Origin of the sequence: Exiguobacterium sp. s28 (assembly GCF_018618135.1) — a bacterium.
Taxonomy (GTDB): domain Bacteria; phylum Bacillota; class Bacilli; order Exiguobacteriales; family Exiguobacteriaceae; genus Exiguobacterium; species Exiguobacterium mexicanum_A.
The window spans coordinates 206,242-222,290 of the sequence record NZ_JACSLL010000002.1; the positions used below are offsets into that span (position 1 = coordinate 206,242).

Below are 16,049 nucleotides of genomic sequence, written 5' to 3' on the forward strand. Positions count from 1 at the left end.
CTAAAAAACGGGCTGTAGTCACCTACAGCCCGCTCGGTCATACTTCCATGATGATCGGAAGAACCATTGGGTGTCTTCGTGTTTTTTGTGCCAAGTATGGCGTGAGCGTGTCCGAGACGAGTTGTTTCATCTCCGACCACTTCATCTGCTTGTTCGACAATCCTTGTTCGACCGTCTTCTTGAGCAAGCGCTCCCCATCACGGATCAAGCTACCAGATTCACGCATATAGACGAAACCGCGTGAAATGATGTCTGGACCGGAGACGAGTTTGCGTGTCTTGCCGTCGATGCTGATGACGACAACGACGAGCCCATCTTCTGAAAGGATGCGGCGATCGCGTAAAACGATATTGCCGATGTCCCCGATGCCGTTCCCGTCCACATAAACCGCGTTAGCCGAGATTTTACCCGTGATGGCCGCCGAGTCGGCGTCGACCGCGAGCACTTCTCCATTATCCATGATGAAGCTGTTTTCTTTCGGGATGCCGACCGACTCTGCGAGTTCAGCGTGTTTCACCAACATGCGGTACTCGCCGTGAATCGGCATAAAGAATTTCGGGTTCAGCAAACGGATCATGAGTAATTGCTCTTGTTGCGAACCGTGGCCCGACGTGTGGATGTTCGTCAACTTGCCGTAGACGACGTCCGCGCCGGCTTTATACAATTGGTCGATTGTCTTCCCGACCGAGATGGCGTTCCCCGGAATCGGTGACGACGAGAAGATGACCGTATCTCCAGGAATAACCGATACTTGGCGGTGCGTCCCGTTGGCGATGCGACTGAGCGCTGCCATCGGCTCACCTTGCGAACCGGTACAAAGGATTGCCACTTCATGCGGCTCATAGTTCCGCATTTGATTCGCTTCGATGATCATGCCTTTTGGCACATTGATGAAGCCGAGCTCTTGCCCGATCGTCATGACTTTGTCCATCGATCGACCGAAGATAGCCAAATGGCGGCCTGTCTCGGCACAAGCATCGACGACTTGTTGCAGACGATAAATGTTCGAGGCGAACGTGGCGAAGATGATGCGGCCTTCCGCTTTCCGGAACGTCTCGCTGATCGTCCCGCCGACGACTTTTTCACTCATCGTGAAGCCTTCGACTTCTGCGTTCGTCGAATCAGACAAGAGACAGAGCACGCCTTCTTTCCCGATGTCTGCCATCTTCGCGATGTCAGCCGGTTCGCCGACCGGTGTGAAGTCAAATTTGAAGTCACCTGTATGAACGATATTTCCTTGTGGTGTCTTGACGACGACACCGAGTGAGTTCGGGATCGAGTGGGTCGTCCGGAAGAACGAGATGCTCGTCTTACGGAATTTAACGATCGTATCCTCATCGATTTCGTGAAGTTCCGCTTCGCGGAGCAATCCATGCTCCTCTAACTTCACTTTAATCAAGCCGAGCGCGAGCTTCGTCGCGTAGATCGGCAATTTCACTTGTTTCAACAGGAACGGGATACCGCCGATGTGGTCTTCGTGACCGTGGGTGATGAACACCCCTTTGACTTTATCTTTGTTTTTAATCAAGTACGAGTAATCAGGGATCACGTAATCGATTCCAAGCAAGTCATCCTCCGGGAACATGATGCCCGCATCGATGACGATAATCTCATCTTGGAATTGAACGACGTACGTGTTCTTCCCGATTTCTCCGAGTCCGCCTAAGGCAAACACAGCTGTTTGGTGGTTCTTTACAAACTTCATTTAATCTCTCCTTACTACAAGTAGTTGATGTTCATCTATGTGATACATAAGTGATTCTCGCTATAAAAATTATGTCTCCGTAAGATTCTTTCTTCATTATAGCTTATATTGTGACAATATTTCACTAATGACGTTAGATTGAGGGCGGTTTCTCAATTTCATGTTATGCTTTTTAGTATAAAACTGACTTCATAAAGACAGAGAAAGCATGGTGAAACAACATGGAAGATAAGAAAGTAGTCTTTTTTGATATCGATGGGACGTTGCTCCACGAAGGATCGTACATTCCACCTTCGACAATCAAAGCCATCGAACAACTCCGCGCGAACGGCGTCGAGACGTTTATCGCGACCGGTCGCGGTCCAGCGATGCTGTCGGACATCCCCGCACAAGTCGGGATTGAGAGTTTCGTCTGTTACAACGGACAAATCGTCGTCCATCAAGGTGAGGTCGTCTACCGAAATGCCTTACCGACAGATGCTCTCCACCGCCTGACAACGCATGCGGGCTCGAACGACCACACGCTCGTCTACCTCGGCCAAGATCGGGGCGGAGCGACGAAAGCAAATGACCATGTCGTCGAACAGTCGCTTGGAGAACTCGATATGCCGATCCCGACTTACGAACCGAACTTCCATATCGAACAAGCCGTCTACCAGACGTTACTTTACTGTACACCAGAAGAAGAGCATCATTACTTGGACGCATACGGCGAATTTGATTTCATCCGTTGGCACCCCCACGCCATGGACGTCATCAATCGCGGGGCGAGCAAGGCCGATGGCATTCGCCACTTCATCGAGGCGAACGGGTACAGACTCGAAAACACGTATGCGTTCGGCGACGCCTTGAACGACTTGGCAATGCTCGAATACGTCGGGACCGGTATCGCGATGGGCAACGCCCGGACCGAGGCGAAAGAAGTTGCCGACTTCGTCACAAAGTCGATTCTCGAGGATGGCATCGAGTACGGCTTAAAACAAATGAAGCTCATCTAAAAAAACGAGAGGCGCGCGCCTCTCGTTTTTATCTAGACCGAAGGGTACGTTCGAGTCGGTCCAAGTCTGTATCTTTGCCGATAATAATCAAGATATCTTCTGGCAGAATCATCTCGTCGGCTTGCGGGGAGATGATGACGTCGTCGTCGCGGCGAACGGCGACGATGTTAACGCCGTATTTAGCACGGAGGTCCAAGTCGATAAGCGACTTGTTCGACAACTTATCCGACGCTTTGATTTCAACGATTGAGTGCTCGTTCGAGAGTTCGAGGTAGTCGAGGATGCTTTGACTCATCAACCCGTTCGCGATCCGAACACCCATGTCGCGTTCCGGGTGGACGATGTTATCGGCTCCGATGCGGCGCAACACTTTCTCGTGATAATCGTTCGTCGCCTTCACGGTAATGATTTGAACGCCGAGCTCTTTCAAAATGAGCGTCGTCAAAATCGAGGCTTGAATGTTTTCCCCAATCGCCACGATGACGTGCTCAAAGTTACGAATGCCGAGACTCTTCAATACGTTCTCGTCTGTCGTATCCGCGATGACCGCATGTGTCGCCAATCCCATAAACTCGTTGACGCGTTCTTCATCGGCATCGATGGCCAACACGTCATACCCGTTCGCCGACAATTCACGAACGATTGAGCCGCCAAACCGTCCTAATCCGATGACTGCAAATTCACCTGTCATAATTTCATACATCCCTTTCCTACGCTGTTTCTGTTCCCGATTCTTCGTACAGTGTAACCGATTCCCTCCAAAAAAACTATACAAAAAAAGACCGGAATCATCCGGTCTTATGCTTTACCACTCGAACGCTTTCCGCGTACATAGTCATTGTCGAACAAGAACAGGCGAAGTAAGAGATACAGCGCCGGTACGAGGAGGAGCAATCCGAGGATGAAGACGACGACGAGTGCGACCGCCATCGATTCGTTGACGACGCTTCCGTTGATGTCGATGTACGGATAAAGGATATATGGCAAGTGCGTATAACCATATCCGAACCAAGCCATGAAGAATTGACCCATGACCATCAAGAAAGCGAGGCCGTAGTTCCGCTTCAAGTAGACGAATGAAACCGCTACGACGAAGAAGATGAAACTTGCGGCGAACCACCACCAGTTGCCTGCCAAAATGCTCTCATAATGCCAAGCCGCCTGCGACTTCAACCCGAAGAAGACGAGGCCCGAGGCAATAATCGTCGGCACGCTCCAGAACAAGGCCCACTTCCGAACGAGCGGGACCGCTTGAACGTCACGCGCTTTGTCCGCGTAGAATAATAGGAACATGGCACTGATGTAGAGCACCGACACGATTGCCAAGAAGACAACGGTCCACGAGTAGAAGTTGGTGAACAACTTCATGCCGTCAAAGAAGACGCCGGACTCGGTCTCATTGATGAACCCGCCTTGACTGACCGTGAGGACGGTCGACATCGAGGCTGGGATCAAGAGGCCGGTTGCCCCGTACAAGAACATGTAAAACGTGCTCTCTTTTGAACCGTAGTTGGCGAACGCATAGAAGCTCCCGCGAATCGCCAACAAAATCAAGACGACCGAAGCCGGAACGAGAAGTGCTGTCCCGTAATAGTAGGCCGTATCCGGGAAGAACCCGACGATTCCAACGAAGAAGAAGACGAAGAAGACGTTCGTCACTTCCCACGTCGGTGACAAGTACCGCTGAATCAGACGGTTGATCATGTGGTCACGCTTCGTGTACTTACTATAGAAAGCGAAGAAGCCGGCACCGAAATCAATCGATGCGACGATGAGATAGCCGTACAAAAACGTCCATAGTACGGCAATCCCTAGTTCTTGAATCTGCATGTCATACCCTCCGATCACACTTCATCCGCGAACATCGCTTCACCGCGATGCTCCGATTGTTTTAGTTCTTTCCCTACTGGGTTGTCCTTGAACAGACGAGTCAAGACGAGCACCGTGACTACGCCAAGAACTGCATACAGGATCGCAAAGGCGATAAGCATCCAACCGACGTTCGCTGATGTCGTGGCCGCTTCACTCGTGCGCATCAAATCATAAAGCGCCCAAGGTTGACGACCGAACTCGGCGAAGAACCAGCCGAACTCGATGGCCATCATCGCGAGCGGACCACCCGCTGCGATGGCGATGAGCATCGGTTTACTGAATTGCGGTAGCCGCTTGATATAACGTCCGAGGACGAACAAGAACGAAATCAGTGCGAGGAGCATCCCGATCCCGACCATCGCATCAAACAGATAGTGGATGAATAGCGGTGGCTGGTCTTCTTTCGCGAATTCATCAAGACCTGTTACCTCGTAGTTCGGTACGCCGCCAGCTAAGATGGACAAGGCGTATGGAATCTTCAAAGCGCCACGTACTTCGTAACCGCCTTCCCCATCTTCCTCGAGCCAGCCGCCTAGGATAAGCTCAGCTTCCGAGGAGGTTTCAAAGTGCCACTCCGCAGCCGCCAATTTATCCGGCTGGTACTTCGCCAAGTATTTCCCTGAGAAGTCCCCGACAAGAGCAGTCGCGATTGCGAAGATGAGTGCGACGGTCATCGTCAAGCGTAGTCCTTTTTTGTGATACTCGATTGACAACTTGTCGAGCTGGTTCCGTCGCTGACGGAGCAACTGGACGGCCGCGATCGCCGCTAGGATGAACGCCGACGTCAAGATAGCCGATGTCAAGACGTGCGCCATTTTCGTTGGCATCGCTGGGCTGAACATCGCTTCAAGCGGGCTCACGTTGGCAAGCCGTCCGTCGACGATATCAAATCCGACCGGTTGGTTCATGAAGCTGTTCACGGTCGTAATGAAGAAACCTGAGAACAAGGCACCGACCGCGACCGGAATCCCGAGAAGCATATGGTGCCACGGGTTTTTAAATCGATCCCACGTGTACAAATAAATTCCGAGGAAGATCGCCTCAAAGAAGAACGCGAACGTTTCCATGAACAATGGGAGTGCGATCGTTTGACCGGCTACCCGCATCAAGTTCGGCCAAAGTAAGGACAGCTGAAGCCCGATTGCCGTACCCGTCACAACACCGACCGCTACTGTGACAACATAGCCCCGTGACCAACGACGGGCCATCAAGGTATATTTCGGATCTTTCTTTTTAATGCCTAGAAACTCTGCCAATAAAATTAAAAGTGGAACCCCGACGCCGATTGTGGCAAAAATCACGTGGAAACCCAACGTGAGTGCCGTTAACGCCCGGCTCATCAGGACAGGATCTTGAAACATCTATTGATTACCTCCTATCTCTCTCTAGCGCTTTAAACCAATGTCTATCGCGCAACATCACAGATGATTTCCCTTGGATACCCTTATCATAATGATTTTATATAGCGCTGTAATGTCTCAATGCTTGAGTTCGCAAAATGTTCACATTTGAGCATGATTAACAATATCGACGCTTTACAAGTCTTATTTATTTCCCGAATTTTTAACCGTTCACGCACAATTCAACACATTTCGCACAAAAAAGCGGACACCGTCGTGTCCGCTCCCTTCATTTAATGATCGCTGTTCGAAAGAAATGATCGAACAGCTCGATGGCGACATCGATCGCCCGCTCGTCCGGATTGAGCGTTGATTGATGGAGCCCTGAACCCATATCGTTCACGCCGAGCCAGACCATGAAGCCCGGTACTTGCTTCAACATGTAACCAAAATCTTCGCCGGTCATGGCGGGGACACACGTCTTGTACGAATACCCGACTTCTTCGACTACTTCTTCAAACTGGAACAAATAACGTTCGTCATTGACGACCTCGTGATAGCGATTGCCGAACTCAAGGTCGATTTGAACGTTATACGTCATCTCCACTCCGGCGATGATTTGACGGATACGCCCTTCGAGCACGACCATCTCCTTATCCGACAGCGCCCGGATCGTCCCGTCGAGTTTCGCCGTGTCGGCGATGATGTTCTCTTTCGTGCCGGCCGCAACCTTACCGATCGAGATGACAGCACTCCCCATCGGATCGATGTTCCGTGAGATGACCGTTTGAAGTTGCATGATTAAGGCAGCTTGGACGATCACGGCGTCAATCCCGGCATGCGGGAAGGCCCCGTGACCACCTTTCCCGTGAATCGTCAGATGCAGTTCACGCGCACTCGCGAACAAGACACCCGGGCGCGAGGCGATCGTGCCGACCGGATATTCCGGAGCCACATGAAGGCCGAACATTGCATCGGGACGGAAATGATAGAACAGTTCCGACACGGCCATCGGCTCAGCTCCGCCCGGACCTTCCTCTGCCGGTTGGAAAAAGATAACGAGGTCGTGGTCGAGCGGCTCCTCGACGGCACGTTTGATCAACCCAAGGGCGATCGCCATGTGAACGTCGTGACCACAGGCGTGCATCATCCCCTCATGGACCGAGGCGAACTCGAGTCCTGTCTCTTCTGTGATCGGCAAGCCGTCCATGTCGGCCCGGTACCCAATCGTCTTCTCACCGACAAGCCCATCAACCCGGACGAACAGACCGGTGCGCCAGTGTGAGATATGCACCCGCGGCGAGTTCAGGGACCGGATCAACTCCTCAAGCGTCGCCTGTGTCTTAAACTCTTCATAACCTCGTTCTGGAATCAAATGTAACTGCCGTCTTGCTTCAATTGCCCAACTCATTCCACACTCTCCTTTGTCACTTCGTCCACGATTTCCCAAAATGCCTTCACTTGCGCCAACTCGAGCATCGATTCGGTCGACAACATCCACGTATCTCGGACGAGCGGTGTCCCGTTCGACGAGGTGAGCGGAATCTTATTGATCGCCTCGACATCGCGGATCGTCGACTCCGGCAAAATCGCGAAGCCAATTCCGTGGAGCGCCATCTGTTTGCACGTCTCAATCTGATCAACGACGAGCGTCGTCAGCGGCGGGCTCGAGAACCGTTCCTGCCACCATTCGAGAATCTCTTGATAATAGGTCGAGTCGCTCTTGAATTGAATGAATGAGCGCTCGTTGTTTTTGAGTTGCTTTAAATCGGTCATCCGCATATCGACCAAGTGGAGCGAATCTGAGAACAGTTTCATCTTCTCGCCGCGCCAGTCAGGGTTCCCCCGGATGATACCGATATGAAAATTTTCTTCTAGCATATAGCGCATCATCTCGCTTGACCAACCCGTGACGAGTTTGACCCGGACCGACGGATACCGCTCCATGAATCGTTTCAAGACGCGGGGCAGCCAATACTGTCCCATGATGGATGCGACGGCGATTTTTAATGTACCGTACACCTCACCTTGTTGCGCCGTCAACTCCCCACGCAGCTCCTGTTCTTCGCTGTACATCTTCTTTGCGAAGTCGATGATCTTTTCTCCGTCTGGTGTGAGCGCGAGCCCGCGCGTCGAACGGACGAATATCTTTTTACCCCATTGGTGCTCGATCGTGACGAGACGTTGACTGAGTGCGGGCTGGGAGACGAATAACCGCTCCGCTGCTTTGCGCATGTTCAACTCCTCGGCGAGGACGATCAACACTTCCACTTCTGATACTTGCATGACGTCACCTGTTTCTCTATCGTTTCAAAGATTGTATACTGGATACGTTATTGCTTCACTGTATCATATCATGTTTGTCGATTAGTTTTGAATCGTCAGGAGGAAATCAGATGCAACGTCACCATTTTGCCTTTATTGTCGCCACCATCGCGACGCTCGGCAGTCTTTATTTCTCGGAAATCATGCTGTACGTGCCATGCAAGTTATGCTGGTTCCAACGCATATTTATGTATCCGCTCGCCATCTATTATTTGACGGTCATGGTCTCAAACCGTGCTGTGAACAAATTGTTCGTCGGTCTCATGGCCGGGGCGGGTTGGGCGATCGCCCTCTATCACGTCGTTCTCGAACGCATCCCGAACGGCGACGCGTTCTGCAGTAACGACTGTTTGATTCGTTGGGTGAACTACTTCGGATTCATCACGATCCCGCTGCTCAGCTTGATCGCGTTCACGCTCATCTTGCTCATCCAATTCGTGCCGACACGCTCGAAGCGCTAATACGTGATACACAAAAGAACCGGTCTAAGGATCGGTTCTTTTGTGTGATTAAATCGCGCGTCCCTTTCGGCGCCCATGCTTTCCGCGGGCAATCACGGTGCCCCATCGCGACGGTCTGACTGTCCAGTGCCAAGGCCGGCACCCGAACTCCTAGGGGAGAGCGATGCAAGGATGACCCCGTAAAGCGCGATTCGCGCTGCGGAGGCATCCGCATCGCCCCAGGAACGGAGGGTGCCGGCAAAGGCAATACAGAACTTGGCTCATCATACAAAAAAGAACCAACCCGTGGGCTGGTCCTCTATGGTCACTGCCACCACTCGTCGTAGAGCGAGGCTGGCATATGGTGCTTATGGCGCGACCGCTTGAAGATCGTCTCGATCCGCTCGGCGATGGCCGGGTCGATCTCTTTGCCTTCTAAGTAGTCATCGAGCTGATCATACGTCATCCCGAGAGCGACCTCGTCCGGGAGTCCCGGCTTGTCATCTTCTAAGTCAGCCGTCGGCACTTTATAGATTAAACTCTCATGCGCTTCAAGTTCATGGAGCAACGCCTTGCCTTGGCGTTTGTTGAGTCCGGTGAGCGGCGTCAAGTCGGCAGCCCCATCGCCGTGCTTCGTGTAAAAGCCGGTCACATATTCAGCCGCATGATCCGTACCGACGACGAGCGCGCCGAACGTGGCGGCGATATCGTATTGAACTTTCATCCGCTCGCGTGCTTTCGTGTTCCCTTTATGGAAGTCACCGAGTTCAAGACCGGTCGCTTGTGCGAACGCTTCAGCCGAGGCGTCGACGGCCGGCTTCACGTTGACCGTGAACGTCTTGTCCGGACGGATGAATTCGAGGGCGCGCTTCGCATCCGCTTCGTCATGTTGTTCCCCATATGGAAGACGGACGGCGTAGAACGTGTACTCCGCGCCCGTTTCTTGACGCAACTCCTCCATCGCCTGCTGACAGAGTTTACCGGCGAGCGTCGAGTCCTGTCCACCCGAGATGCCAAGGACGAGCCCTTTCGCACCGGCCCGTTTAACATAAGCCTTTAAAAAATCGGTCCGAAGACGAATTTCTTCGGCCGGGTTAATCGATGGTTTGACATGTGTCGATTCGATAATATGTTGCTGCATACTCAACTTCCTCCCTAACTGATATCGGTTTGCCTAATTGTCTGACAATCCGTGGGTGCCGTCAACTTGTTTCATTCCCGAAAAAAAACGACGGAAACCTCAGTTTCCGTCGTTCGCTTATTGGATGCGGAACGAGGCTACGTCTCCGCCAATCGGTGTCATCTCCAAGAACAGCGTTTTCCCGACCGGAGGTTCTTCGTCCAATAGAACGCCGAACGTAAAGCCGCCGCTCGTCACTTCTGCCGCGCCTTGGGCATACAGGTTATGACCGTCCGACACACTCCACTCAAACTCTTCGACGTCCGTGTAGCCAGACACGTCGATCGCGTTACCGTTCAGTTTGATGGCGACATCGCGGAACGCACCGTTCGTTTGGGCCGGCTGATCGCTCGGCTCTTCCGTCGGCTCTTCCGCCGGTTCTTCGCTCGTTCCCTCTTCTGCCGGTGGCTCCGCCGCTTCGACCGTCAAAGTCTGTTGATCCGTGACCGCCATTTCAGGTGCACCGTCGACTTGGGCCAGTCCGACGAAATCGACTGTATAGTCCCCGGCTTCGAGCGTGAGCGGGAACACTTCATCGAACACTTTCTTCTCGCCTGGCTCCCACGTCTCTTCGATAATCGATTCCGTGAACATATATTCACTGCCGTAATCGAAGACGGTCGTATCACCGTTCATCACCGTCATTTGAAACCGTTGAGACGAGTTGAACGTTACCTTGACCGGTTCTTCGTTCGGGTTTGTCATCGACACCGTCGTCGACAGTTGTTTCGATTCGGCATCGTAGCTCACGTCCGTATCGAGCGTCAATAAAGCAGGCGGTGTCGACGCGGTGTCGTCCACATCGCTCGGGTTCGCTTCTTCTTTGCTGCACGCCGCCACAACCAATATCATCGCCGTGACGATGGCCAATAACCAAGTCTTCTTCACGTATCCCACTCTCCTCTGAAAAATAAAAAAACGTCTATAGCACTAGTGTAAACGTTCGTGCAGACGTTTGTAATGGGTTTACGTATATTATTCACCTTTATTATGAAACTTGGACGTTTTCCACGTACTGTTGCCAACCAGTCATGAACAACGCGTCGGCGACGTCGATGTCGGAACGAACTTGTGCAGAGATCGAGAACGTCTCACTGTGAATCGACTCAAAGATGACCGTGATCATACCATCGACGACTTCCTTATAGGCTACGAGTTCTGGGGTTTCTGCAAAAAGCATCATGAGTATGGCTCCTTTGTTGGTATAAGATATGTTTAGTGTATCAACGATTAGCAAGGAAAAACGTCCCATCGTTCGACAGGCCAAAAGACCCGTTTACCCAACTGTCGAATAACTGGTATCGATTGTTAGTCATTTGGATGAATTATCAAATTGAATACGAGAAAAGAGAGACGAATCGCATGAGGATTCGTCTCTCTTCCCTGTAACTGTAAAAAAATTAAATATTTGTTTGTCGAATGATTGTTACTTCGTTCGATTCGAAATTTGTTGCCACACCGTCCCAAGCGCAGTCTCTCCACTCGTGATTCGCTCTTTCGCGAGACGGGCTTGAAGAGAAACCTCGAACTCGCGGTCGTCCTCGGCAATTTTCAATGCCGGCACCGCTTGCTCATCTCCACAATCGAACAAGAACCGGGCGGCCCGCCAACGGACAAGCTTGCTCTTGTCTTTGAGCGCCTCGATCATCGACGGCTGCGACTGCGGCAACGCCCAATCCGATACCGTATCGCCGGCCGTACGACGGACGATCGGTGACGAGTCCACGAGCGCCTGTTCGATATACGTGACGTACTCTTCGCGGTTTTCTTCGAACATGCCGATCATGACGACCGCTTGTCGACGGATCGCCATCACTTTATCCTCGAGCGCACGGCGGAAGTACACCATGTTGTCCGGAACGATCTCGAGTTCGTCCAAGAACGCCAATCGCGCTTTCCAATCGTCTGATTGCAACTGGTTCGCATTCGCTTCATAGTCGGCTTCCCGGCTGAACGCACGGGCGACGATGCGCGCGACCCGTTCTTCGGGATAAGCCGCCTCGAGTTCTTCTTGCGCGACGACGCTCACGTCCTCGAGCTCTCCGTAACGCGGAGCTTGCTCGACCCAACGCCGGTCTTGAATGATGTTTTTCACTTGTGCTTGCACGTCGAGCGCCGCGTCGACGAACCTCTTCGACAGACCGACACGTTTTTCGGTGTCACCTTTGACGAGTTTTAACTGCATCGGGACGTCGAGTACGAACTGGACCGATACGTGGACCGGTTCATAGTCCGCCGCCATCTGGTTTGCCTCGACTTCCGGGACGTCTTCCCCGAACGCGCGACGAATCTCGTTCATAACGTCGTGCCAATCATGTTTTGGATGGCGTTCGACGGCGAGGAAGTCGGAGACCGCATAGACCGACTTGACCCCTCGCAACCCGACGATGTCCTCGATAATCGGAGGCATGTCACGGCTCGCCTTGTCATACGTGACGCCTCGGCCAGTGAAAGCCGGCTCCACGATAATCTTCAAGTTATTTGGACTTGGAGTTGGTTCAATTGCTACTAGTTTCATCCTCATCACCTCACCTTCAATCGTGACGAAAACGACAAAAAAACGCAAGCGAGTCGCTTGCGTCGTGAACATCAAAATAGGGCGATGAACTGTTGGAGCGAATAACGATCCCCTTCGACGATGAACGTATCGTCCCCGGCGACCGGCTCGAGGAAGAAACGTTTCTCTCCATCGGCCTTCACGTATCCGAAAATATGGCCCGTCTGATAGAATAATTCCACAATCGTGACCCGGCCGAACGTCATCCCGTCATTGATGACTGCCCGGTCCTCTAACTCGCCGCCATTGTACAGTTCAATATACGTTTCCATTTTTGCTGTCGCTCCCTTTGTGTTTGTTTTCACAATTCATTTCTATCAAACAATCAGGGCGACTTCAAGTTAATTTTTTGCTTGACGCTTCCAAAATTCAATCCAATTGTAATACTCCGATAATACTCGGTCGATTTGTTGCCACGACTTTTCATCATGCAATCCAGTATCATCAATCTTTTCTTTACAATGCGTGATAAAGATTTCATTTCCTGGTAAAACGTTAGCACGATTTGTGGCAAATACTTGACGGAGATGAATTTGACATCGCGCCGTCCCGAGCATCCCTGGAGACGCCCCGGCAATCATGACCGGTTTCTCACGGAGCGGCGTGCCTGGTTCGAGCGACAGCCAATCGATTGCGTTCTTCAACACACCCGGGATGCTGTGGTTATATTCCGGGGTGACGACGAGCAGACCGTCCGCCTCACGCACAGCTCGTTTGAAGTCGCGCACGACTTCGGGTTCATCCGGGTCGATCAAGTCATCGTTATAGAGCGGCATCTCAATCGAAGCGATTTCGACATCGAAGCGGTCACGGCCGAGCTCGATAATCGAGTGGAGCAACGCCGTATTGAACGACGCTTTCCGAAGACTCCCTGACACGGCGACAAGTTTGAATTTAGACATGTCGCACCTCCTTAAGCCAATCGTTGATGAGTCGCGCTTCTAATTCAGGCTCCTCCATCATCCCCATATGGCTGCCTGGGACGGTTTGTTTCGTGTGATGTTCTGCGCCTAAGAAAGCACGATCCGCGCCCATGTTCGGATCCTTGTCCCCATAGAGGAATAGTCCGGGCAATCCCGTTTCACGCACGGTCTCCGTTTCGTCGGCCCGATCGCGGATCGCGAGCTGGGCAGACATGACCCCTTCCTTCGACATCTCATACCCGATTTGTTTCGCGCGTTCAATCAAGCTAGTGTCGGAATCAGCCGCAAACACGCCGGGAATCATCGTATCGATGAACGGATGGACCCCTTCTTCCATCACTCGTTCGATCGCTTGATTGCGTTTGGCTTTTGCTTCTTCCGGGTCAGCCGCTGCCGTCGAGTGGATCAAACCGAATCCCGACAACTCGGTCGGATAACGGCGGACGAGGTTTGTCGTGATGTAGCCGCCGAATGAATGGCCGAGCACGATCGGCCGGTCGAGTTCTCGGAGCCGCATCTCGGCGACCACCCACTCTGCGAACTGGTCCATCGTCTCAGGTCCTGCTTCGGTTCCAGCATGACCTGGCAGCGTCAGCGCATATACTTCCGCATCAAGCAACGGGATAAGTTCCTCAAAGTAGTCAGGTGACCCACATAAACCGTGTAACAGCACAAGTTGTCTCATTATCTTTCCTCCCTCTCATTCCATTCCTCTTTCAAGAGACGATACATCGTCAAGTCCATGAAACGGCCATGACTATAGGCATAATCATGAAGTAGCCCCTCTTCCGTGAATCCAAGCTTCTGCACCAACCGGTTCGACCCTTCGTTTTCCGGGGCGACGAGCGCCGAGATGCGATGAAACTTGAACTCGTCGAACCCGTGCCGGATGACGGCCGATGCCGCCTCATGCGCGACGCCGCGACGCCAGTGGTTCGGCGCAACCTCAAAGCCGATCTCGGCACGAAAGTATTGGGGCGTCCAGTTATGAAAGCCGATGGTCCCGACCAGTTCGTTCGTCTCACGGTCGCAGATCGCCCAGCGGATCGCTTTGCCTTGTTGAAACTGGTCTTTGAAATAAGCGATAACGTTCTTCGCCTCATATACGGCCAATAAAGGGTCAGACCCGTAATAGCGCATCACTTCCTCGGTCGAGAGAATCACATAGAGCGCCCTCGCGTCACGGGGTTCGAGTTCTCTTAAGATGAACCGACTCGTTATGAGTTCAGGAAAGCTTTTTTTCAACCCCCACATATGGAATCCGCCTTTCTGCTTCTTTTCCTCAATTATAACCATTTTCCCAAAAAAACCATCATCTCAATCCTCCCGAACCGCTCAAACATGGCGCACTCGATAGGGATTTGCTAAAATCAAACTATAGTGACTTTGAACTGAGGGGATAAACATGTCAAAACAGTTGTTCTATATTAAACAAGACCGAGAACTGCAACGTTTTACACTTCACGGCGTGACGCTGAGCGATGTCACCGAGGCGCTATCACTCGCTCGCCCGATGATCATCTGTCGCACGGACATAAAAGGGATGAGACAGTCGTCCCGGACCCGGTTTCGCTATATCGAGGCGCACGAACTGTCGACGTTCTCGACGAAATACTTAAACAATCAAACAAGCTTCACTGCTATCGACTTTCCCGACTACCACCTGCTCGAATCGTTATCAGACCATGAAATCGCCGAGATTTTGTTCCTCAGCCACATGGAACGAGGTTTGAAAGGGCCGTTCCTCAACTCGATCCAAAACGAGATCGCTTTCTTCAACGAGTCGAACGACCGTCACAGCAGCCTCTACATCAGAGACTGGTCGACGATTAGCCAGTTTCTCCAAAGCGTCTTGCAAAGCAAACTCGATCGGGACATCCGTAACATCAGTTTCGTCCCCATCCCCCTCCCGGTCATCGATGAAATTTTGGCGTTGTCACCGCAAGGCCTGATCATCGACTTTGACCATACGAAACGGAGTCTATTCAATCGCCAAGTGTCGATTTCCTTCTATGTCGCGGGACGTTACGAGGACATGTCCGTCCTCGAGGAAGACTTTGACGCGAAGAAGGAATCGATTGCGTTGAAGGGACAATTGACGTATCGCCGGCGCACGTGGGAGATCGAACGCTTTTGAGTTCATCCCTGCATGAATCTTTGTCGAACCTGATCCCATCAGGTTCTTTTTTGTTATCCCGCCCATACGGATTACACCTTAAATCCCTTAGCGATGCGCCTGTGACACTATTTTTAAAAATTGATAACAAATTGTCTTAATTTTTCGTTAAATTAAGTCTTTTCTTTTATCGCGAGGACGGTATACTAGGAATAACCTTCTGGAGGAATGGAAGGCAATATAGAGAAAGCGAGGTGAAAATCTATTCATCATGCGGATGGATAGATACACGAGATGGAACAACTGAAAGTACAGGGAATGTCTTCGTTCACCAAGTTTGCGACGAATGGAAAAATGCTGAAACTAAAAGATGCAGTAGCCGGCGAGCAACGGATTTCGCTTCAAGAAGCGACCGATATTCAAGTATCGATGCTCGACGAGGACCATTCGCGCTTCACTATATTCGGTCAGTCACACCCGCTCGTTGAACTGACCCTTCCTCACCATTCTTGTGAAGTGTTACATGCCTGGTTATTACACAAGTTAAAACGACAAAAAATCAAATTGGCCTCAAACGCCTGAAACAGCAGAAA

The 16,049-nt window shown here is 51.7% G+C and carries 18 protein-coding genes; 4 read left to right on the forward strand and 14 right to left on the reverse strand.

The window, feature by feature from the left end:
* Positions 1 to 37: 37 nt before the first annotated feature.
* Positions 38 to 1,705 (reverse strand): ribonuclease J1, encoded by a 1,668-nt coding sequence (gene rnjA / locus KNP78_RS03405; protein ID WP_034777003.1) that lies wholly within the window; start codon positions 1,703 to 1,705, stop codon positions 38 to 40.
* A 221-nt stretch (positions 1,706 to 1,926) separates the two neighbouring features.
* Between rnjA and KNP78_RS03410 the strand changes: the two genes are divergently transcribed.
* On the forward strand, positions 1,927 to 2,703 hold the full coding sequence (locus KNP78_RS03410; protein ID WP_034777002.1) for a Cof-type HAD-IIB family hydrolase: 777 nt from the start codon (positions 1,927 to 1,929) through the stop codon (positions 2,701 to 2,703).
* Between the two features lie 28 nt (positions 2,704 to 2,731).
* Here the strand turns inward: KNP78_RS03410 and KNP78_RS03415 are convergent, their stop codons facing one another.
* The 5 genes from KNP78_RS03415 to KNP78_RS03435 form a co-directional block, all read right to left on the reverse strand.
* Complete coding sequence (locus tag KNP78_RS03415; RefSeq protein WP_034779811.1) at positions 2,732 to 3,394, reverse strand: potassium channel family protein; 663 nt, start codon at positions 3,392 to 3,394, stop codon at positions 2,732 to 2,734.
* A 107-nt stretch (positions 3,395 to 3,501) separates the two neighbouring features.
* Positions 3,502 to 4,533 carry a cytochrome d ubiquinol oxidase subunit II gene (locus tag KNP78_RS03420; RefSeq protein WP_034777001.1) on the reverse strand — a complete coding sequence of 344 codons (1,032 nt, stop codon included), beginning with the start codon at positions 4,531 to 4,533 and terminating at the stop codon, positions 3,502 to 3,504.
* Between the two features lie 14 nt (positions 4,534 to 4,547).
* Positions 4,548 to 5,936: a cytochrome ubiquinol oxidase subunit I gene (locus KNP78_RS03425; protein ID WP_034777000.1), complete on the reverse strand. Its 1,389-nt coding sequence runs from the start codon at positions 5,934 to 5,936 to the stop codon at positions 4,548 to 4,550.
* Positions 5,937 to 6,204: 268 nt separating this feature from the next.
* Complete coding sequence (locus KNP78_RS03430) at positions 6,205 to 7,326, reverse strand: N-acetyldiaminopimelate deacetylase (protein WP_034776999.1); 1,122 nt, start codon at positions 7,324 to 7,326, stop codon at positions 6,205 to 6,207.
* The gene (locus tag KNP78_RS03435) at positions 7,323 to 8,201 is read right to left on the reverse strand and encodes a transcriptional regulator CcpC (protein WP_034776997.1); all 879 of its coding nucleotides are present in this window, start codon (positions 8,199 to 8,201) and stop codon (positions 7,323 to 7,325) included. The genes KNP78_RS03430 and KNP78_RS03435 overlap by 4 nt, the downstream gene beginning before the upstream one ends.
* A gap of 110 nt (positions 8,202 to 8,311) precedes the next feature.
* On the opposite strand from KNP78_RS03435, the gene KNP78_RS03440 reads away from it, so the two are divergent.
* Positions 8,312 to 8,701 (forward strand): disulfide bond formation protein B, encoded by a 390-nt coding sequence (locus KNP78_RS03440; RefSeq protein WP_034776995.1) that lies wholly within the window; start codon positions 8,312 to 8,314, stop codon positions 8,699 to 8,701.
* Positions 8,702 to 9,005: 304 nt separating this feature from the next.
* On the opposite strand, the gene nadE is transcribed toward KNP78_RS03440, so the two are convergent.
* The 8 genes from nadE to KNP78_RS03480 all read right to left on the reverse strand — a co-directional run bounded on the left by nadE (position 9,006) and on the right by KNP78_RS03480 (position 14,594).
* Entirely contained in the window at positions 9,006 to 9,821 is an 816-nt protein-coding gene (nadE, locus tag KNP78_RS03445) for an ammonia-dependent NAD(+) synthetase (RefSeq protein WP_034776993.1), read from the reverse strand.
* A gap of 117 nt (positions 9,822 to 9,938) precedes the next feature.
* Positions 9,939 to 10,748, reverse strand: a complete 810-nt coding sequence (locus tag KNP78_RS03450; RefSeq protein ID WP_235420157.1) for a BsuPI-related putative proteinase inhibitor — start codon at positions 10,746 to 10,748, stop codon at positions 9,939 to 9,941.
* Positions 10,749 to 10,848: 100 nt separating this feature from the next.
* Positions 10,849 to 11,043, reverse strand: coding sequence for a hypothetical protein (locus KNP78_RS03455; protein ID WP_021066980.1), 195 nt, complete (start codon positions 11,041 to 11,043; stop codon positions 10,849 to 10,851).
* Between the two features lie 243 nt (positions 11,044 to 11,286).
* Positions 11,287 to 12,378, reverse strand: coding sequence for a virulence factor (locus KNP78_RS03460; RefSeq protein ID WP_214823269.1), 1,092 nt, complete (start codon positions 12,376 to 12,378; stop codon positions 11,287 to 11,289).
* Positions 12,379 to 12,449: 71 nt separating this feature from the next.
* Positions 12,450 to 12,689, reverse strand: coding sequence for a hypothetical protein (locus tag KNP78_RS03465; RefSeq protein ID WP_034776991.1), 240 nt, complete (start codon positions 12,687 to 12,689; stop codon positions 12,450 to 12,452).
* Between the two features lie 69 nt (positions 12,690 to 12,758).
* On the reverse strand, positions 12,759 to 13,319 hold the full coding sequence (locus KNP78_RS03470; RefSeq protein WP_214823270.1) for an NADPH-dependent FMN reductase: 561 nt from the start codon (positions 13,317 to 13,319) through the stop codon (positions 12,759 to 12,761).
* Positions 13,312 to 14,025 (reverse strand): alpha/beta fold hydrolase, encoded by a 714-nt coding sequence (locus KNP78_RS03475; RefSeq protein WP_214823271.1) that lies wholly within the window; start codon positions 14,023 to 14,025, stop codon positions 13,312 to 13,314. Before KNP78_RS03475 ends, KNP78_RS03470 begins: the two co-directional genes overlap by 8 nt.
* A complete protein-coding gene (locus tag KNP78_RS03480; protein WP_034776985.1) occupies positions 14,025 to 14,594 on the reverse strand; it encodes a GNAT family N-acetyltransferase in 570 nt (189 codons plus the stop codon). The genes KNP78_RS03475 and KNP78_RS03480 overlap by 1 nt, the downstream gene beginning before the upstream one ends.
* Positions 14,595 to 14,745: 151 nt before the next feature.
* On the opposite strand from KNP78_RS03480, the gene KNP78_RS03485 reads away from it, so the two are divergent.
* Complete coding sequence (locus KNP78_RS03485; protein ID WP_214823272.1) at positions 14,746 to 15,477, forward strand: hypothetical protein; 732 nt, start codon at positions 14,746 to 14,748, stop codon at positions 15,475 to 15,477.
* A gap of 273 nt (positions 15,478 to 15,750) precedes the next feature.
* Positions 15,751 to 16,038, forward strand: a complete 288-nt coding sequence (locus KNP78_RS03490; protein WP_029595769.1) for an FHA domain-containing protein — start codon at positions 15,751 to 15,753, stop codon at positions 16,036 to 16,038.
* Positions 16,039 to 16,049: the final 11 nt, after the last annotated feature.